Raw genomic sequence first — 18239 nt, 5'->3', positions numbered from 1 at the left:
CACCGTGAAGCCCCGGGTGAGCCCGGAGCCGTCCGGGAGTCTCTTCAGGCCAGCAGCCCCGACGACTTCCACAGGCGCCGCCCGGCCCCCCGCAGCACCCCGATGTCGTCCAGGAAGTCCGTCAGCTTCCTGGCCCCGGTCTGCATCACGTCCCGCCGGTGCCCACTGGCCTTCACCTGGGCCAGGGCCTCGCGCTTGTCGAGCCCGACGTTCGTGTAGACCTCGGGATTGACGAAGGCCACCGAGAACACGCGGGCGAACTCGCCCGAGGTGACCCGGGTGAACTCCTGCGACCACCGCGGCGCGGTGAGCATCTGTCGCCGCAACTCCTCCCGGGCGTACCGGACATGGCGCGCCTCCTCCACCACGTGGATGCGTGTGACCCCCCGGACGAGGGTCTGCACCCGCTCGTCCGGGAACGTCAGCCGCTGCATCCAGTCGAGGATCTCCTCACCGAGCAGTGTCGCCGTGAAGGACCCCGGAGTGGTCGAGATGGTCTTGAACAGCCGTCCCAGATTCTGATGCGCCCGGCTCACCGGGTAGTACGGCGTGCCCCCGCGCGTGATCAGCCGCGCGAACATCTTCGAGTGCCGGCACTCGTCCTCGATCTCGGTCAGCGCGTACCGCACATGCGCGCTCGTCGCCGCCTTGTCGTAGATGTGCCGCACCAGCAGCTGCATCAGGATGATCTCGAACCAGATGCCCAGCGAGGCCAGCGCGGCCGCCTCGTGCCGGGACAGCGCGATCCGCTGCTCCTCGCTCATCCGCCGCCACAGCGGGGTGTCGTACAGCGACACCAGCTCGGGCGGCCAGAACCACTTGCCCTCCTCGAAGGGCGCGTCCCAGTCGAGCTCCTTGTCGGGGTCGAAGGAGTGCTTGGCGGAGGAGTCGAGGAGGCGCTCGGCCACCTGCTCCCGGTCCTTGAGCAGACCGAGCGCGTCACGGAGCACATCGGCCTCGGGCACCGTCGTCATGGCTGTTCCCACCTCGTCGTACCGGATCTCTATGGGTTACCGGCGGTCACCACTTATGAGACTGCTTGTCAGCAAGCTCGTCAATCCCCCGTGCCGGACTTGTTGACGACGCGTCTACTCCGTGTGAGCCTGCGAAGTATGCCGACGCATGAGCTGTACGCCGCGGACTCGGGAGATCCCCACTGGCAGATACCGGCCTCGGGGGCGGCCCGCTTCAGCTGGGAGTACGACGACGGTCGTGACCGGCTGCTCGCCCTCTACCAGAAGGGCAAGGACAAGCAGTGGGACGGCCAGAAGCGCATCGACTGGGGCCTGGAGGTCGATCCCCTCGATCCGCTCGGCACCCCCGACGAGGCGATGACCCTGTACGGCACCCCGTACTGGACGAAGATGACCGACCGGGACAAGGGTGAACTGCGCAAGCACTACGCCTCCTGGCAGTTCAGCCAGTTCCTGCACGGCGAACAGGGCGCGATGGTCTGCGCGGCGCGGATCGTCGAATCGGTCCCCGACCTCGACGCCAAGTTCTACTCGGCCACCCAGACCATGGACGAGGCCCGGCACGCCGAGGTCTACGCCCGCTTCCTGCACGAGAAGATCGGGATGCTCTACCCGATCAACGACAACCTCCAGTCCCTCCTCGGCGACACCCTGCGCGACTCGCGCTGGGACATGCCGTACCTGGGCATGCAGGTCCTGATCGAGGGCCTGGCGCTGGCCGCCTTCGGCATGATCAGGGACACCACCGACAAGCCGTTGCCGAAGCAGATCCTGTCGTACGTGATGCAGGACGAGGCCCGCCATGTCGCCTTCGGCCGCATGGCCCTGCGCGACTACTACCGGCAGCTCTCCGACGCCGAGCTCCGCGAACGCGAGGAATTCGTGATCGAGGGCTGCTACCTGATGCGGGACAGGCTGCGCGGGGTCGAGGTCCTGGAGAACTTCGGCATCCCGAAGGCGGAGGCCGAGGAGTTCAGCGAGAACTCCGAATTCCTGCACCTCTTCCGCCAGTTGCTCTTCAGCCGCATCGTCCCGTGCGTCAAGGACATCGGCCTGTGGGGCGAACGCCTCCAGCGCGCCTACGTGGACATGGGCGTCTTCGACATGGGCAACTCCAACCTTGACCTCCTGATGGCCCAGGACGAGGAGATGGCCGAACAACTGGACGCGGAACGGTTCGCGACCGAGGAGAGGGAACGCGTGGCGGAGGTCGGGAACACGATCGACGAAGGGCGCGGGAGCCAGTGATCACGGCCCGGCCGGCGGGAAGGAGGTCCGCAGGCTGAAGGCGTGCGGCGTGGGTCCGTGTTCGCGCAGGTGGAGGAGGCGGGACTCGGCTTCCGCGACCGTGGGACGGTGGCCGGCCGGAACCCACCACAGTGCGGTCACCGCATCCTCCAGCCGTTCGAACCACTCACGGCGCCGTGCCATCAGCTCGCGGTGCCGACCCTGGTACATGAACGCCGTCAGCGCGTTCGTGCCCCGCCAGGTGGACATGTTGATGATCGTCCACGCGTCGCCGAGAACGCGGAAGTCCGTGGCGTCACCGGAGTCGTCCTGCAGTCGCCAGACGAATCCGTCCGCCGCGTCCGCGACGGCGTTCACGGGTTCGAGGGCTTCCACGAAACCTTTCAACTGAGGGGAATCCAAAGGGGCTTTGAGCCGGGCGACGTTGACCTGGGCGAGCTCGAACGAGGCTGTCGACGGAGTCATGGCCGAACGGTAGGTCGGCCGGGAGGAACGGCACAGCCCCCGTCTCACGGAGTGGGCGACCCGAACCGGAACCGGGGCGGGGCAGGCCGGAACCAGGGAGGCAGGCCAGACCGGGGCAGAGGCGGACCAGAATCGGGGCGAGGCAGACCGAACCCGGGGCGCGACGGACCAGACCCGGGCCGTGACGGACCGGAGTCGGGGCGCGCGATGGAGTGATCCGGAGTGGGAGCTCCTTCAAGAGCCCAGCACCGCTTCCATCACGGCCCGGGCGATCGGCCCCGCGAACCCGCCCCCGGTGATGTCCCCCCGGTCCGCGGCGGCGTCCTCGACGACGACCGCGACGGCCACCGCGGGCTCCATGGAGCCGTCGGCGCGGGCCCAGGAGATGAACCAGGCGTACGGGGTACCGGAGTTGCCGATGCCGTGCTGGGCGGTGCCGGTCTTTCCGCCGACGGTGGCGCCGGGAATGGCGGCCACGGTCCCGGTGCCCTTCTCCACGACGTCGGTCATCAGCTCGCGCATCCGCTGCGCGGTCGACGCTCTCATCGCCTGATGAAGGACGCGCGGACCGGTCGTGCTGAGCGTCGCGCCTCTGTGCGTGGTCGTCCGCTCCACCAGGTAGGGCGTTTTGACCGAACCGTCGCCCGCGACGGCCGACGCGATCATCGCCATCTGCAACGGAGTCGCCCGGGTGTCGAACTGGCCGATGGAGGAGAGCCCCAACTGCGCCCTGTCGAGCCGCAGATCGAAGTTGCTGGGCGCCACCGAGAAGGGGATGCGCAGCTTACGGTCGTTGAAGCCGAAGTTCGCCGCCGTCCTCGTCATGTCGTCGAGCCCGATGTCCACGCCCAGCTTCGCGAAGACCGTGTTGCAGGACCAGGTGAAGGCGTACCGCAGGGAGGCGTCCTCACAGCCCTCGATCTCGTTCGTGAGCCTCGTCGTGGTGCCGGGAAGACGGTAGGGGTTCGGTGACCTGGTGGGCGCGTCGACGTCGTCCACGACACCCGAGTCCAGCGCCGCGGCGGCGGTCAGCACCTTGAACGTCGACCCCGGCGGATACGTCTGCCGGATCGCCCGGTTGAGCATCGGCTTGTCGGCCCGGCCGTTCAGTCCGGCCCACGCCCCGGTGACGTCCGGCCCCGTCCCGGACAGCCGCGTGGGATCGTACGACGGCGTGGAGACCAGGGCCAGGATCCGCCCGGTCGACGGTTCGATCGCGGCGACCGCGCCCCGGCGGCCGCCGAGCCCCTCGTAGGCGGCCCGCTGCGCGGCCGGGTTGAGGGTGGTGACGACCCTGCCGCCGGAGCCGCGGGCCCGGGTGAGGCCGCTGAACAGGGGGAACGGGGTGAGCATCGGGTCGGTGCCGGACAGGATGCCGTCCTCGGTGCCCTCCAGCAGCGTGGTCCCGTAGAGCTGCGAGGCGAAGCCGGTGACGGCGGCGTACAACGGCCCGTCCAGGTAGGTCCGTTCGTAGCGGAACTGCTCGCCGGTGTCCTTGGAGCCGGTGACCGTGCGGCCGTCGACGACGATGTCCCCGCGCGGCTGGCCGTAACGGGCGATCGCCGGACGGCGGTTGGCGGGATTGCGGTCGTACGACGGGGCCTCGACGACCTGGACGCGGGCGGCGTTGACCAGAAGGGCCACGAGCAGTACGGCGCACAGTCCGACGGCCCGGCGGATGTACTTGGTCATGGTGCCGGTGTCCCGTCGTACTGACCGCGGGCGCAGTCGCTGATCCGGATCAGCAGGGCCACGATGATCCAGTTGGTGACGACGGAGGAGCCGCCCTGGGCGAGGAACGGCATCGCCATGCCCGTCAGCGGGATCAGACCGGTCACGCCTCCCGCGATGACGAAGACCTGGAGCGCCACGATCGAGGCGAGGCCGATCGCGAGCAGCCGGCCGAAGGGGTCGCGCAGAGCGAGGCCCGCGCGGTAGCCGCGTTCGACGAGGAGGGCGTAGAGGAGGAAGACCGCGGACAGGCCGGTCAGACCGAGTTCCTCGCCCGCGGTGGCCAGAATGAAGTCGGACTTGGCGGCGAAGCCGATGAGGACCGAATGGCCGAGCCCCAGGCCGGTGCCGAGCATGCCGCCGGCGGCGAACGCGAAGAGGGACTGGGCGAGCTGGTTGGGTCCCTGGCCCGCGGCGATCGAGGCGAAGGGGTCCAGCCAGTCCTCGACCCGGCTGTGGACATGCGGTTCGAGGCGGCCGACGGCGAGGGCGCCGACGCAGGCGAGCAGCAGCCCGACCGCGATCCATCCGGTGCGGCCGGTGGCGACGTAGAGCAGGATCACGAACAGGCCGAAGAAGAGCAGCGAGGTTCCGAGGTCCCGCTCCAGGACCAGGACCAGGACGCTGAGCAGCCAGATCGCCACGATCGGGCCGAGTACGCGGCCGGTGGGCAGCTGGAGCCGCCGGAACCGCCAGATCTGGCGGCCGCTGTAGGCGAGCGCGTTGCGGTTGGCGGCGAGGTAGCCGGCGAAGAAGACGGCGAGCAGGACCTTCGCGAACTCGCCCGGCTGGATGGAGAATCCGGCGATCCGGATCCAGATGCGGGCGCCGTTCACCGCCGGGAAGAAGATCGGCAGGACGAGCAGCGCGAGGGCGCCGACCACCGAGACGTAGGTGTAGCGCTGGAGGACACGGTGGTCGCGCAGGCAGAGCACGACGACGATGAAGAACGCGACGCCGAGCGTGGACCAGACGAGCTGGATGGGAGCCGCCTGGTCGGCCGGGGTTTCCAGGTCGAGCCGGTAGATCAGCACCAGGCCCAGGCCGTTGAGGAGGACGGCGATGGGCAACAGCAGCGGATCGGCGTAGGGGGCCCGCAGACGCACGGCGACATGGGCGACGAGCGCCAGCACGCCGAGCCCGGCGCCGTAACCGGCGGCGCCGGGCGGAACGGTGCCGTGCTTGGCGAGGCCGACAGCGCAGTAGCCGTACACGCAGAGCAGGACGGCGACGACGATGAGGGACAGCTCGATGCCACGGCGCCTGGGAAGGCGTTCGGCGGGAGGGGCCGGGTCAGCCGCCACGACCGTTCCGGATGTTCCGGACATTCCGGGCTGGATCATGTCCGGAACGTAGCAAGCGGGCGACCCGATGTCCCGTTACCCGATGGCCCGTCATGCGCTGACGGACCGACGGTCCGGTTCGACGTCGCCCGGGGTGTCAGCACCAGCGGGGGGCCGGGCCGATGTTGTCGATGTAGCGAGCGGCGCCCCAGGCCCAGGTGCCGTCCGTGAGGAGGTACCAGTTCGGGTTGCCGTCGACGGTCTCGCCCGGGGTCTTGCAGAAGATGGAGACGATCTCCCCCTGCCGTGCGACCCGGATCAGCTGGCTGCCGCGTGTCGGGGAGCTGCGCAGGGCCAGCCCGCCACGAGCGGTGACCCGGCCCTGGTACAGCCGCGGGTTGTTCTGGCCGTTCCCATTCCCATTCCCGTTGCCGTTGCCGTTCCCATTTCCGTTGCCGTTCGCCGGTTCGCGGCCGTCACCGCCACCGCCGCCGCCGTTGTTCCAGTTCTGGTTGCCGCCACCGCCGCCGTTGTTCCACGTCTGGTTGCCGCCCCCGCCCCCGCCCCCGCCCCCGCCCCCGTTGTTCCAGCTGTTGCCGCCCCCGCCGCCGTTGTCCCAGTTCTGGTTGCCCCCGCCGTCACCGCCTCCGCCGTCACCGTTGTTCCACGACTGGCCGCCCCCGTCGCCACCGGCGCCCTGCTCGCGGCCGTCGCCGCCTCCGTCGCTCCACTGGTGGCCGCCGGCGCCGTTGCTCCACTGCTGACTGTCACCGCTTCCGGAGCCGCCGTCGCCGTCGGCGAGGGCGGGGGTGGCACCGGCGAGGGCGACGAGGCTGCCGGCGGCGAGGGCCATACCGATTCGGGTGTATTGGGACCGCAGGGACATGGAGGGCTCCTCCAGGAAGGGGGTGAAGCTGACTTATCGCCACATTAGGATCGGGAGCCCGGGAGCGCAGTTCACACTCCGCCATCGGGGAGGCCCGGCTCCCGCCGTCCGTCCTGAGGGAGCGTCAGCGTCGCCAGCGCACCGCCGTCCGGGGCGTTGGCGAACTCCAGACGCGCACCCAGGACCTCCGCCTGGCCGAGCGCGATCGTCAGGCCCAGTCCGTGGCCCTTGGCGCCGCCCTCGGTACGGAAGCGTTGCGGGCCGTGCTCCACGAGGTAGCCGGGATAACCGTCTCCGTGGTCCCGGACGGTGACGACCGGGCCGTCCAGGGTCAGCACCACCGGCCTCCTGCCGTGCTTGTGGGCGTTCGCCACCAGATTCCCGAGCACCCGTTCCAGCCGCCGCCGGTCGGTTTCCACGCGTACGCCCCGCACCACCCGGACCGCGGTGTCGGTCCCCGACGCGCGCACCACCCGTTCGGCCAGCGGCACCAGCGGTTCGGAGTCCAGCTCCAGGCGCTCGCTGCGGGCGTCCAGCCGGGAGATCTCCAGCAGGTCCTCGGTGAGCGTGCGCAGCGTCGCCACCCGGTCGCGCACCAGCTCGGTCGGCCGCCCCGGCGGGAGCAGTTCGGCCGCCGCGTGCAGCCCGGTCAGCGGAGTGCGCAGCTCGTGCGCCACGTCCGCCGTGAACCGCTGCTCGCTCAGCAGTTTGCCCTGCAACGACGAAGCCATCGTGTCGAGCGCGCCGGCGACCGCGGCCACCTCGTCCTGCGGGCGGGACGGATCCTGGGCGCGCGGGTCGTCGACGCGCGCGTCCAGGTCACCCGCGCTGATCCGGCGCGCCACCCGCGCCGTCGCGTGCAGCCGGCGCGTCACCCGGGTCACCGCGAACACCCCCACCAGCAGTGTCACGCCGATCGCCAGGGCCGACGACCACACGATCGCCCGGTCCAGGGCGTCGATGGCGTGCGCGCCCTGGGCGTAGTCGAACCGGACGGCCAGCGCGCGCCCTCCGCCCGCGGGCCCGGCCGCCCACATCGTGGGGTGCGTGTCGTGCTCGCCGACCATCGTGCCCCGCTTCCCGTCCACCGCCAGCTCCCGCAGCCGCGCGGGCAGCCCGGGAGGCTCGACGCCCGCGTCCGGCGGCAGCCGGTCGCCCGCCTCGTAGGCCGCCGTGACGTCGGCGAGCCGGTCGAGCGCGCGCTCGCGGGCCTCGCCGACGGTCTGGTCGGTCACCGAGACATGCACGAGGGCGCCGAGGAGGGCGACGAGACAGCAGCACATCACCGCGATGAACGCGGCCGCCTTCCAGGTGAGGCCGGCGGTCCATCGCGGCAGGCGCAGCGACCGTCTCACGGGGTGCTCGCGGCAGGGGAGGGCGCAGGGTGGACCGAGGGGGAGGTCTGCCGTGTGGAGGGGGACGGTGCAGGGGGCATCGCGGGGGAGGCCTGCCGTGCGGAGGGAGAGGCCTGTTGTGCGGGTGCGGAGGGGGACCGCGCCGGGGTGGGTGATGTCGTCGGTGCCGGCGGTCCGACCCGCAGGATCTCGTCGCGGGCCGCCAGCATCGCGTTCTGGTGCGGGTCCCAGGACCAGACCGTACGGAACTCGTAGCCGGGCAGTGTCGAGGGCGAGCGGATGATCACGTCGCGGCCCGCCAGTTCCACGCTCACCACACTGTCCGCGGTCCCCATGACCTGCACGAGCCGGTGGCCGAGGAACGTGTACACCCGTACCGCCAGTTGGTGGGCGGGGAACCGGATGCCGAGCACCATGTCGGCCTTCCCGTCACCGGTGAGATCGCGGTAGTACGCCCGCAGGACCGGGCACTTGCGGCCGCGCGCGCCCGGCTGCCCGCAGTCCTCGAGCAGCCGCGCGGTCTCGGCGTACGCCGCGTGGGGTCCGGTGTACTCGTCCGGATGGGCCGCGACCTCGGCGCGTACGACCGTGACGGGATCCAGGGCGTGGATGTCGTCGCCGGGAGCCGTGACGCCCTTGACCGTCTCGGTGTCCGCCTCGCCGTAGTCGATCGCGGGCGTCGCGGCGGGCGGCAGCTGAGGCCACAGCCGGGTCGGGCCGACCGCGGTGGGGGTCGCGCCCGCGCTGTGCAGATCCCCGGAGTCGCCGCAGCCCGCCAGGGCCGTCGCCAGTACGGCGGCGACCGCGGCCCCGAGGAGAACGCGACCGGGCCCGCCGGGCCCCCCGGTCCCCCCGGGCCCCCCGGTCCCCCCGGTCCCCCCGGTCCCCCCGGTCCCCCCGGTCCCCCCGGTCCCTCCGGTGTGACCGGTTCCTCGGGGCCGGGGCCGGGGCCGGGGCCGGTGCCCTCGCGCGAGGCGGCTGGGGATCACTGCGCTCCCGTGTCCGGGCCGCCCCGTCCGCGGGCGCTGCCGCGCCGCTACCGCACGAGACCGGCGAAGAAGTAGAGGTCGTCCACGGGGTGACCGCCGAGGACGGGCACGCCCCGGGCGGCCGGGCACGACACCGGACGACCGGCCACCCTGTACCCCTTATTCATCCAGAAATCCTTTTTGTCCGCACCGCATGGATGATCACGACTCCGAGATTCCTCTCCTCACCGCGGCAGGGCCTGCCCCTGGCGGCTACTCCGCGAGTTCTTCGAGAAGACGTGCCGTGGGGAGCCCGGCCCGCAGGTACTCCACGAACAGCTCGTTGTGCAGCGCCCAGGGCGAGCGCCGGGCCCGGATCAGCCGTATCGCGTCGTCGGCGGTGTACCCCGACAGGACGAGCGCGTGCGCGACGACCAGCCCCGAGCGGTTGTACCCGTGATGGCAGCGGACGAGCACCCGGCGCCCGTCCTCCAGCGCGTCGTCGGCGGCCCGCGCGAGCCGCATGACCCCGGTGAGCTGCGTACCGTCCAGCGGCCCGTCCGGTATCGGCCACACGTGATGCTCGACCCCCGGGTCGGGCCCGTGCCCCGGCTGCCGCAGCAGCGTCAGCACCAGGTCGAACTCGTCGTTCACGACGACGGATTGCGGCTGTCCCGAACGTCCCGTGAACTCGTGGCCGCCCATCCACAGGCCGGGCACGATCTCACTCCACGGGCTGTCCGGGGACGGAACATCCGGATACCTTCTGCGAGTTCGCAACGGCGCCTCCCACCCAACTGCCCCAACTCCTGCCAAAGGTAACCGGGTTCTTGCCCCTGGAGCACCCCGCCTGTTCCCATGGTCGTGGGGTGATGGGCATGAACGGACTGCGCGTCGTACCGGCCCGGCGCCACGGACAGGAGCGCCTGTACGTGTGCCTGACCGACGGGAGGAGCGTCGCCTGGTACGACCGTGACACGGCCAGGGTCAATCTGCTCAGCGAGGACCGGCGCGAGGACGTGCTCGGCGTTCTGCGCCCGTTCCTGACCGGCCCGGTGACGGTCGGACCACCGCCCGTGCCGACCTCGGCCGAGCTGGCCCGCCTGACGCTCCACCCGGACGACGACCTCGCGCCCAACCGGCCGGGCGAGGCCCTGCTGATCGACCTCGACCGGGACCCCGGCCCGGCGCACCGGCTGCGCCCCGACCCGCGGCGCCGCGCGCTCGCCGCCGAGCAGACCGTCGGCGCGGCCCTCGACCGGCTGGAGGGAGGGGGCCTGCACGTCCTGCACTCGGTTCCGCTCCCGGGCGGCGACCGCATCCATCACCTGCTGATCGGCCCCGCCGGTCTCTTCTCCCTGTACGCCCTGCACGCCCACAAGCAGCGCGTCCTGATCACCGACCCGATGGTCACCGTAGGCCGTCGCGAATCACGTCCGCTGCTCCGCCGGATCCGGGCCGACGCCGACCGCGCGTCCCATGCCCTGACCGCCGAGGTCCACGCCGTCCTCGCCGTGGTCGGCCCCGCGCGCCTGGACACACCGACTCCTCCCCGTGAGGTCCGTGTCCTGCGGGACACCGACATCGCGGACCTCGGGCGGCTCGGCGGGGTGCTCAAACCGGCGGACGTGGAGGCCCTGCACGCGATGGCCAGGGACCGGCACACATGGCTGCGGGTGTGAAGCGGGGGCGGCGTACGTGGCTGCGGATGTGAACCGGGAACGGGGCTGTCGGACCGGGGTGTCGATCCGTGCTCGGCGACCGGTGCGCGATGCTCGGCGTGCGGCGCCGGGTGCGCGGTGCTCGGCGTGCGGCGCCGGGCTGGGCGGGCGGCGCCCAGCCCTTCGCGCCCGCCGCACTCCGCACCCGGCGCCTCCCACCCCTCTCCTGGCGCCCCACACCCCTCGTCCTTGCGCCCCTCGCCTTGCACCCCCGCGTCTCTCGCCTTGCGTCCCAGCCCTCATGGCAGCCGCCCGGCACGCCCCGGCGTTCATGGCAGCCGCCCGGCGTGCTCCGGGTCGAAAAGCGGGGCCAGGAGATCGCCGAAGTCCTGCATGCGGGGCGGGATGTCCGTTGCCTGGAAGGCGAGTTGAGCCGGCGACCCGCATCCCTCGACCTCGTCCCAGGTCACGGGTGCGGACACCGTCGGCTCCGCCCGGGCCCGTAGCGTGTAGGGAGTGGCGGTCGTCTTGCGGCCGGCGTTCTGACTCCAGTCGACGAACACTTTTCCCGGGCGCAGGTTCCGTGTCATCCGGTGCACGACCCGCCGGGGCAGCGCCTTCTCCGCCTCCACGGCCAGCTCCTTCGCGTACGCGCTGACGTCGGCGGACGGCGTCGGCGCGACGGAGGCCAGCAGATGGAGCCCTTTCGACCCGGACGACTTCGTGTACGCCTCGATCCCGTCGGCGGCCAGCCGCTCGCGCAGCCACAGCGCCACCTCGCAGCACTCCACGACCGTGGCGGGCGCGCCCGGATCGAGGTCGAAGACGATCCGGTCGGCGATCCCGGGCGTGCCGATCGTCCACTGCGGCGTGTGGAACTCCGTCACGAGGTTCGCCGCCCACATGAGCGAGGCCAGATTCTGCACGAGGACCATGCGCGCGGGTCCCTCCGTGCGCGGCACCTCGGCCGTGGTGACCCAGGCGGGTGTACCCGGCGGAACGTTCTTGGTGAAGAAGACCTGCCCGTCGGGACCGTCGGGATAGCGCAGGAAGGAGACCGGCCGGTCCCGCAGATGGGGGAGGAGCACCTCCGCCACCGTGGCGTAGTAGTGCAGCACCTCGCCCTTGGTGAATCCGGTGGCCGGGTGGAGGACCTTGCCGAGATTGGTGAGCGCGAGCCTCCTGCCCTCCACCTCCGTGATCGGCGTCATACGATGACAATCCCACGAAAACGGCACAAACCTTGCTCAAAGTGATCTGAAGGGTGCTGAACGTGCGATCCATCTGGAACGGCGCCATTTCCTTCGGCCTGGTGAGCATCCCCATCAAGGTCATGAACGCCACCGAGAGCCACGCGATCTCCTTCCGCCAGATCCACCTCGACGACGGCGGTCGCATCCGCTACCGCAGGGTCTGCGAACTGGAGGACAGCGAGGTCTCGACCGCGGAGATCGGCAAGGCCTACGAGGACGTGGACGGAACCCTGATCCCGATCACGGACGAGGACCTGGCCTCGCTGCCCATCCCGACCACCCGGACGATCGAGATCGTGGCCTTCGTCCCGGCGGACCGCATCGACCCGCTCCAGATGGACACGGCGTACTACCTGGCCGCGAACGGCGTCCCCGCCGCCAAGCCGTACATCCTGCTGCGCGAGGCCCTCAAACGCAGCCAGAAGGTCGCCGTGGCGAAGTTCGCGCTGCGCGGGCGGGAGCGGCTCGGCATGCTGCGCGTCGTCGACGACGTCATCGCCATGCACGGCCTGCTCTGGCCGGACGAGATCCGTGCCACCGACGAGGTCGCCCCGGACACGGCCATCACGGTCCGCGACAAGGAACTCGACCTGGCCGACGCACTGATGGACACCCTCGGCGAGGTCGACCTCGAAGACCTGCACGACGACTACCGCGAGGCAGTGGAGGAACTCGTCACCGCCAAGGCCGAGGGCCACGAAGCGCCTGCCGCCCCGTCCGGGGAGGAGGCCGGCGGCAAGGTGCTCGACCTGATGGCGGCCCTGGAGAAGAGCGTGCGCGCGGCCGAGGAATCGCGGGGCGGCGAGTCCGGGAAGGCCACCGGGACCGGTGAGGACGCCGAGGTCACCGAGCTGCGGAGCGGCAAGACGCGGGCCCGCGGGTCGGCCCGTACGGCACCCAAGGATGTCGGCGGAAAGAAGTCGACGTCGACGGCGAAGAAGACCGCGGCGAAGAAGACCACGCCGAGAAAGTCGACGACGAAGTCGACGGCGGGAAAGAAGTCCACGACGGGAAACCGGACGACGCAGAACCGGACGACGGAAGGCCGGACGAGCCGGACGACGAAGGCGAAGCCGGCCACCGGGACGGCCGCGAAACAGTCCGCCGACACAGCCGCCTCCTCCCGGACGGCGACCAAGAAGACCGCCACGAAGAAGACGCCCGCGAAGAAGTCGACCACACGCAAACGGGCGTCGGCGTGAGGACGGGCAGGGGCCCCTCACCACGTTCGGAGGGGCCTCGAAGCCGACCCCCTACCACCCCGGCAGATGTACGAGCACGCCGCACACGAGCAGAAGCGAGGCGACCTGGGCGATCGCCCAGGAAAGGCGGTGGCTGAGCGTCCGGTGATTACGGACTTCCAGCAGCCGGGGGAAGATCTCGTTCGGGTGCTCCAAGTCGTACGCGTCGGTCCAGTGCACCGAAACGACCATCAGGCTCAGCACTCCGGACAGGCCACTCGCGACGAGGGCCGCGACCAGAAGGGCCGTCGAACCGGCACCGCCGGGAAGGACGGTCAGAACGACCGTGGCGGCCGCGACGAGAAAACCGTCGTAAGCGAGCAATACCTGCGCCTTGGAGTCGAGCACGCTCAGACACTCGTACAGGTAGTCGTGGGCGTACATGTCCCTCGGCTCGGGCCGGAGCCTTTTGAGCGCCTCCAAGTGGGCCCGGGACTGGGGTCTTTGAAAGATCCCTTGCCCCAGCCAGGACCGCATCCCGCCTCATCTCCCCAGGAACCAGCACCGCATCCCCGACCGGGCATGCCCACCACCCCCGACGCCGCACGCCGTGCGCACGTACCTGCGGCATGGTTACGACGGCGTCGGTGGACCACGCTCCTGCAAGACGAGGACCACGCGCCGAGGCGGAACCCGATGGCACGCATCTGGTCCCCGCGGCGCGAACACGGCCGGTGGCGCCGACGAGATATGGAGGCTGGTGCCGCCGGGCGCAGTCGAGTTGGTTGTGCAGTCCGCTGCTCTACCGCGAACGGATCGTTCAGGGGTGTCCGCGACCTGGCGAAGGCGTTTCGAACACTGTTGTCGTCCGGGCCGGTGCCAGATTGAATGATCCCGAAGACGGCAACAGCCGGGGAAGAGGGAGGCCGTTGCGCATGGGCCTGCGTAGTTGGCGTGAACGAAAAATTCGGGATCTTGAAGAGTCGTTGACGATCCGAGGTGAAGGCTGGGCGCTGAGGACAGCTGGGCCTCCCCATGTCAACGACGGGCAGGCTGTATCAGTGGCCACCACGGTGAACACCGGAGCCACGCGGGCCAGGTTCTCCGTGCAGGTACACGTCGTTGCAGAGGGAAGACGCATCGGAACTCTCTACGCCACCAGCAGTGCTTTGCCGGCGGGGCAGGAAGAGATGCTTCAGTTCGTCGGATCGGTCATCCCTGGATTTAGACGCCATACGGCAGAATTTGAGGTCACACGGATTCCGTGCTGATCGAGGTGATCGAGCAGCCGTCCGTCATCCTGTTGGTGGCTCACTAGGCTTTGTCTGTGGCCCTTTGGAGGGCTTGCGACCTCTTCGTTCCGAAGCAACCGGGGCGGGGCTTCGCCCCTGGTCCGGTCTGCCGCTGTCCTGCGCTGATGGTCCGAAACCGTCAGCGCTCGTCCGCTGGCGTTGTCACGCAGTTACGAGTCGGCGCGTGATAACGGGTGGGCATTCCCTGGCGAGGGGCGTGATTGCGCGGCACGATCTGCCTCACGCCATCTTGGGTGCGCTGTTCGGCGTCCTTTGCCCGACGATCACCGGGCCGTCCGTGCCGGCCTGCGTCTTCGCACGTTGGAGGACGTGTTTGCCTACACCCAGGCTGAGGGTGTCGAGCTCCGGCTGGATGCCGCGGAGATCCAGGTCCACTGAGCCTTCCCGAGCAGGGCTGGGGATCGGCTTTGCTCCATCGGCTCGTCCGTCGCTCGGCAAGCAGTGGACCGACTCGGGGGAGACCCACGACGACCGCGGGCTCAAGAACCGACCGACCGAGGACGTCAGGCGGGTATCTGTCCCGCCTCACCTCGTAGCCACATTCCGCGAGCACTCGGCGACCTTCGGCACGGCAGACGACGGGCGGCTCTTCTTCAGCGAGAAGGGTTCGGCCCTTCCGTCCTCCACCTGCTACCGCGTCTGGCAGGAGGCTCGGCTCTTCGCTCTCCCGCCGGCAACAGCGTGGAGGTCCTGCTGACCCGCTACGCGAAGTGTCTCGACGGGCGGCAGGACGTCGCCAACCGGCGTATCGAGGACCTGCTTCGCGAGTACGAGTGACTGACGGCACGAACCTGCGGTCACCCCTCCGTACCCACCGGCTTCCCAGCCGCCTTCGGCCTGTGCCACCACCGGTGGTGCGCCCGTCGACGTGCCGACCGCACACGCCGGCTGGGGCGTGTCGGTACCTGGCTGCCGGTCGTGCCTTTGCCGCGAATGACAGGTTGCGGGCTCGCGGAAAACTGGTCATGGTCGCTAAGGGTGATCAATTGATCACGTAATGCGACCTGGAGAAGGCATGCTCAGACGTCAACTCAGCCCCGTGGTCTTGGCTGTGCCAATCGCTGCTGTGCTCGGCATGGGAAGCGCGGCAAGCGCGGAACCCCAGGTGTCCATCCCCTGTGATGTCACCGCGCTCAACAATGCGATCGTCGCCGCGAACAACAACACCGGACCGCACACCATCCGGCTGGCGCCCAAATGCGTTTACAACGTCACAACCCCCGCGTCCACAGGGGGGCTCGGCGCAAACGCCCTGCCGCAGATCACGGGCACCGTCACCCTGCTGGGTCACAACACCACCATCCGACGGGACCCCGACGTCGCCGATGGCTTCCGCATCGCGGAGATCGACGGTCCCAATGGGCGCCTGACCGTGGACGGTGTCACGGCGACTGGTGGCGGCTATCTCGATTACGCCGGCACCTACCTGCCCACCGACGGAGGGACGCTCATCCTCCGGCACAGCACGGTGACCAACAGCACGGCAAACCAAGGGGGCGCCATTTTCGTCAACCAGGGCAGCACCCTCGAAGTCCATGACAGCGTTCTGCGGGACAGCGCGGCACAGCGGGGAGGCGCCATCTACAACGGGCCGCGCAGCACCACCCTGCTCGACAACACCAAAGTGGAGCGGAATCAGGCTACGCAACTTGGGGGTGGCATCTTCACCGCCGGGGCCTCTCTGACCATCAAGAAGTCGTACATCGGCGGCAATCGCGCTTTCGAGCAGGGCGGCGGAATCTACAACGACCGCGCCCCGATGGACATCTCCTCGACGACCATCGCCGACAATCGCGCGGGCCAGATGGGCGGCGGTATCGCCAACGACGGCACCAGCACGCTGACGAAAACAGTGGTGCAGCGCAACAGTGCGCTCAACGGCGGCGGCATCTGGCAAGCGCCGTCCCCCAGCGTCCTGAACCTCGTCGACAGCCGGATCGTCGACAACACCCCCAACAACTGCCGGCCTGTCGGCTCGGTCCCCGGCTGCACGTCCTGACCGCGGAGCGGGCACATCGACGGGGTACGGCCGTCAGTGACCGGTGATCCGGGGCAGAGGACGGAGGCGGCGGAGGGGCGGGCCCGCTCTTTACGCCCAACGACCGGGGCCGATGCCTCAAGATCCCGTCCACACTCGTCCACGGACCCCGACATAGAGCCGCCTCGGGCTGTATCTACCTGCACATACGCGAAGACCCCGGCCTCAGCGTTTCGCTGGTGACGGGGTCTTTGGGCACCTTATGAGGGGTGCCCCCGGCAGGATTCGAACCTGCGCACACGGTTCCGGAGGGCATGCGTATGAGATGTGCGAATGCGGCGCTGAGCTGCGCGGACGCCGCAACGGGCCGTGACGCCTCATCTCGCTCACACGCTTCTCACACGACTGCTGGGTGGGAGGGATGACGGAGTCGGGGCAGCACGCTCGAAGATCCGGCGACCCACTTCACAGAGTCACCGTCGGAGGTGATGACGCGTCACTCATCGCGCGGTCGCGGCTGGGGGAACCGAGATTCTTCCGAGAGCCGGGTGTAACCCTGAGACTGTGAGGCATGAGCATCGACTGGAGCTTCATCGCCACCACGGGCGGTGCCGTACTACTGACCTTTTCGGGTTGCCTTCGGGTGGTGACGTTGGGTGATCCCTGCGGTATGCCGGTGTCATGCGGTATGCGGATGGTGGGGGTCTGACCGCTGAGCGGCGGGCTGCGCGTGAGGAGGTCCGGCTGGAGGCCGGGCAGAGGTTCGCACGGGGTGACCGGACTTCGGACATCGCCAAGGGCCTGCGGGTGAGCGAGCGTTCGGTGGAGCAATGGCGCCGCAACTGGCGTGAGGGCGGCGTGGAGGGTCTGAGGTCGAAGGGGCCCGCGAAGCTGCCGAAGCTGTCGGACGAGCGGTTCGCCCTGCTGGAGACGGAGCTGGGCAAAGGGCCGGCCGTGCATGGCTGGGAAGATCAGCGGTGGACCCTGGAACGCGTCCAAACGTTGATCGGCCGCCAGTTCCAGGTCAGTTGCTCGGTCGCGGGAGTGTGGCGGCTGCTGCACCGTCACGGCTGGTCGTGGCAGTGTCCGGCCCGTCGGGCGCTGGAACGCGACGAGCATGCGGTCGAGCTGTGGAAGAAGGACGTGTGGCCGCAGGTGGAAGCACCGCGGCGGCGCTCGGAGCCTTCATCGTCTTCGAGGACGAGGCCGGGTTCGCGATGACGCCGCCACGCGCCCACACCTGGGGCCGGCGCGGACAGACTCCCGTGGTCCGGGTGCGGGGACGCTCCCGGCGACGGATCTCGGTCGCCGCACTGTGCTGCTACCGGCCCGGCGAACGGTCCCGGCTGATCTACCGGCCCCGTTTCCACCCGCTCCTCAAAGGCGCACGCAAGAGTTTTGCCTGGCAGGACTACCGCGACCTCCTGGTCCGCGCGCACCTGCAGCTCGGCGCCCCGATCGTGGTCGTCTGGGACAATCTGAACACCCATCGTGCCGCCGGGATGAGGAAGTACGCGGCCGACCACGACTGGCTCACCGTCATCCAGCTGCCCTCCTACAGCCCGGACCTGAACCCCGTGGAAGGCATCTGGTCCCTGCTGCGGCGCGGGTGGATGGCCAACACCGCATTCACCGACCCCGACCACCTCACCCGAACCCTCCGCCGAGGCCTCGCCCACATCCAGCGCCACCCCGAACTCATCGACGGCTGCCTCACCAAGACCGGACTGACCCTCACCTCAGACGCCCCGAAACCAATCCGAAAAGGTCAGTAACAACTCTGCTGGGCGTTTTTTCTGGCTCGGCTGTGAGCAGCAGGGTCCAGCGAGGGCAGCGGTCGTGGGAGCGGCAGACGGATGCTTGTGCTCAGGTCCTGCGGGAGTCCGCCGCCGTCCTGGTTGCTTTAAGCCAGTTGTCTCGGGAGGCTCGGGGACGGCCAGTGG

General features: G+C 69.8%; 15 protein-coding genes and 2 pseudogenes. 7 read left to right on the top strand and 10 right to left on the bottom strand.

The window, feature by feature from the left end:
• Positions 1-44: 44 nt before the first annotated feature.
• Positions 45-974, bottom strand: a complete 930-nt coding sequence (locus OG780_RS14450) for an AurF N-oxygenase family protein (protein WP_328448259.1) — start codon at positions 972-974, stop codon at positions 45-47.
• A 138-nt stretch (positions 975-1112) separates the two neighbouring features.
• Between OG780_RS14450 and OG780_RS14445 the strand changes: the two genes are divergently transcribed.
• On the top strand, positions 1113-2222 hold the full coding sequence (locus OG780_RS14445; protein ID WP_328448257.1) for a ferritin-like domain-containing protein: 1110 nt from the start codon (positions 1113-1115) through the stop codon (positions 2220-2222).
• Here OG780_RS14445 and OG780_RS14440 read toward each other — a convergent pair whose 3' ends face one another.
• The 7 genes from OG780_RS14440 to OG780_RS14410 form a co-directional block, all read right to left on the bottom strand.
• On the bottom strand, positions 2223-2687 hold the full coding sequence (locus tag OG780_RS14440; RefSeq protein ID WP_328448255.1) for a DUF3291 domain-containing protein: 465 nt from the start codon (positions 2685-2687) through the stop codon (positions 2223-2225). It lies immediately after the preceding gene.
• Between the two features lie 234 nt (positions 2688-2921).
• Entirely contained in the window at positions 2922-4379 is a 1458-nt protein-coding gene (locus OG780_RS14435; RefSeq protein WP_328448253.1) for a penicillin-binding transpeptidase domain-containing protein, read from the bottom strand.
• A complete protein-coding gene (locus OG780_RS14430) occupies positions 4376-5761 on the bottom strand; it encodes an FtsW/RodA/SpoVE family cell cycle protein (protein ID WP_443062160.1) in 1386 nt (461 codons plus the stop codon). The genes OG780_RS14435 and OG780_RS14430 overlap by 4 nt, the downstream gene beginning before the upstream one ends.
• A gap of 97 nt (positions 5762-5858) precedes the next feature.
• Positions 5859-6587 carry an SH3 domain-containing protein gene (locus OG780_RS14425; protein WP_328448251.1) on the bottom strand — a complete coding sequence of 243 codons (729 nt, stop codon included), beginning with the start codon at positions 6585-6587 and terminating at the stop codon, positions 5859-5861.
• Positions 6588-6658: 71 nt separating this feature from the next.
• Positions 6659-7870 (bottom strand): ATP-binding protein, encoded by a 1212-nt coding sequence (locus OG780_RS14420; protein WP_328458119.1) that lies wholly within the window; start codon positions 7868-7870, stop codon positions 6659-6661.
• Between the two features lie 68 nt (positions 7871-7938).
• A complete protein-coding gene (locus tag OG780_RS14415) occupies positions 7939-8931 on the bottom strand; it encodes a hypothetical protein (protein WP_328448249.1) in 993 nt (330 codons plus the stop codon).
• Positions 8932-9183: 252 nt separating this feature from the next.
• Complete coding sequence (locus tag OG780_RS14410; RefSeq protein WP_328448247.1) at positions 9184-9690, bottom strand: protein-tyrosine phosphatase family protein; 507 nt, start codon at positions 9688-9690, stop codon at positions 9184-9186.
• Between the two features lie 98 nt (positions 9691-9788).
• Between OG780_RS14410 and OG780_RS14405 the strand changes: the two genes are divergently transcribed.
• Positions 9789-10592: a nuclease-related domain-containing protein gene (locus OG780_RS14405; RefSeq protein ID WP_328448245.1), complete on the top strand. Its 804-nt coding sequence runs from the start codon at positions 9789-9791 to the stop codon at positions 10590-10592.
• A gap of 308 nt (positions 10593-10900) precedes the next feature.
• Here the strand turns inward: OG780_RS14405 and ligD are convergent, their stop codons facing one another.
• Positions 10901-11782, bottom strand: a complete 882-nt coding sequence (gene ligD, locus OG780_RS14400) for a non-homologous end-joining DNA ligase (RefSeq protein WP_328448244.1) — start codon at positions 11780-11782, stop codon at positions 10901-10903.
• A 62-nt stretch (positions 11783-11844) separates the two neighbouring features.
• Between ligD and ku the strand changes: the two genes are divergently transcribed.
• Positions 11845-13026, top strand: coding sequence for a non-homologous end joining protein Ku (ku, locus tag OG780_RS14395; RefSeq protein WP_443062159.1), 1182 nt, complete (start codon positions 11845-11847; stop codon positions 13024-13026).
• Between the two features lie 51 nt (positions 13027-13077).
• Here the strand turns inward: ku and OG780_RS14390 are convergent, their stop codons facing one another.
• Positions 13078-13449: a hypothetical protein gene (locus OG780_RS14390; RefSeq protein ID WP_328448242.1), complete on the bottom strand. Its 372-nt coding sequence runs from the start codon at positions 13447-13449 to the stop codon at positions 13078-13080.
• 1074 nt (positions 13450-14523) lie between these two features.
• Here OG780_RS14390 and OG780_RS14385 point away from each other — a divergent pair.
• The 4 genes and pseudogenes from OG780_RS14385 to OG780_RS44645 all read left to right on the top strand — a co-directional run.
• Positions 14524-14690: pseudogene (locus tag OG780_RS14385) on the top strand (transposase family protein); the annotation flags it as partial.
• Between the two features lie 2 nt (positions 14691-14692).
• Positions 14693-15095: pseudogene (locus tag OG780_RS14380) on the top strand (tyrosine-type recombinase/integrase); the annotation flags it as partial.
• Positions 15096-15333: 238 nt separating this feature from the next.
• On the top strand, positions 15334-16317 hold the full coding sequence (locus OG780_RS14375) for a hypothetical protein (RefSeq protein ID WP_328448241.1): 984 nt from the start codon (positions 15334-15336) through the stop codon (positions 16315-16317).
• Between the two features lie 660 nt (positions 16318-16977).
• A protein-coding gene (locus OG780_RS44645; RefSeq protein ID WP_443062158.1) for an IS630 family transposase occupies positions 16978-18071 on the top strand; the annotation gives its coding sequence in 2 pieces (ribosomal slippage) (positions 16978-17434 and positions 17434-18071; 1095 coding nt in all).
• Positions 18072-18239: the final 168 nt, after the last annotated feature.

The sequence above is a fragment of the Streptomyces sp. NBC_00386 genome, from assembly GCF_036063235.1.
Lineage (GTDB): Bacteria > Actinomycetota > Actinomycetes > Streptomycetales > Streptomycetaceae > Streptomyces.
The sequence above is the reverse complement of the archived record's forward strand: the minus strand, read 5'-3'. Positions and strand labels throughout refer to the sequence as shown.

Coding starts and splice junctions, on each gene's coding strand:
- OG780_RS14425 (WP_328448251.1), bottom strand. CDS start 6,587: ATGTCCCTGCGGTCCCAATACACCCGAATCGGTATGGCCCTCGCCGCC.
- OG780_RS14420 (WP_328458119.1), bottom strand. CDS start 7,870: ATGTGCTGCTGTCTCGTCGCCCTCCTCGGCGCCCTCGTGCATGTCTCG.
- OG780_RS14430 (WP_443062160.1), bottom strand. CDS start 5,761: ATGATCCAGCCCGGAATGTCCGGAACATCCGGAACGGTCGTGGCGGCT.
- OG780_RS14450 (WP_328448259.1), bottom strand. CDS start 974: ATGACGACGGTGCCCGAGGCCGATGTGCTCCGTGACGCGCTCGGTCTG.
- OG780_RS14435 (WP_328448253.1), bottom strand. CDS start 4,379: ATGACCAAGTACATCCGCCGGGCCGTCGGACTGTGCGCCGTACTGCTC.
- OG780_RS14445 (WP_328448257.1), top strand. CDS start 1,113: ATGCCGACGCATGAGCTGTACGCCGCGGACTCGGGAGATCCCCACTGG.
- OG780_RS14375 (WP_328448241.1), top strand. CDS start 15,334: ATGCTCAGACGTCAACTCAGCCCCGTGGTCTTGGCTGTGCCAATCGCT.
- ligD (WP_328448244.1), bottom strand. CDS start 11,782: ATGACGCCGATCACGGAGGTGGAGGGCAGGAGGCTCGCGCTCACCAAT.
- OG780_RS14405 (WP_328448245.1), top strand. CDS start 9,789: ATGAACGGACTGCGCGTCGTACCGGCCCGGCGCCACGGACAGGAGCGC.
- OG780_RS14440 (WP_328448255.1), bottom strand. CDS start 2,687: ATGACTCCGTCGACAGCCTCGTTCGAGCTCGCCCAGGTCAACGTCGCC.
- OG780_RS14390 (WP_328448242.1), bottom strand. CDS start 13,449: ATGTACGCCCACGACTACCTGTACGAGTGTCTGAGCGTGCTCGACTCC.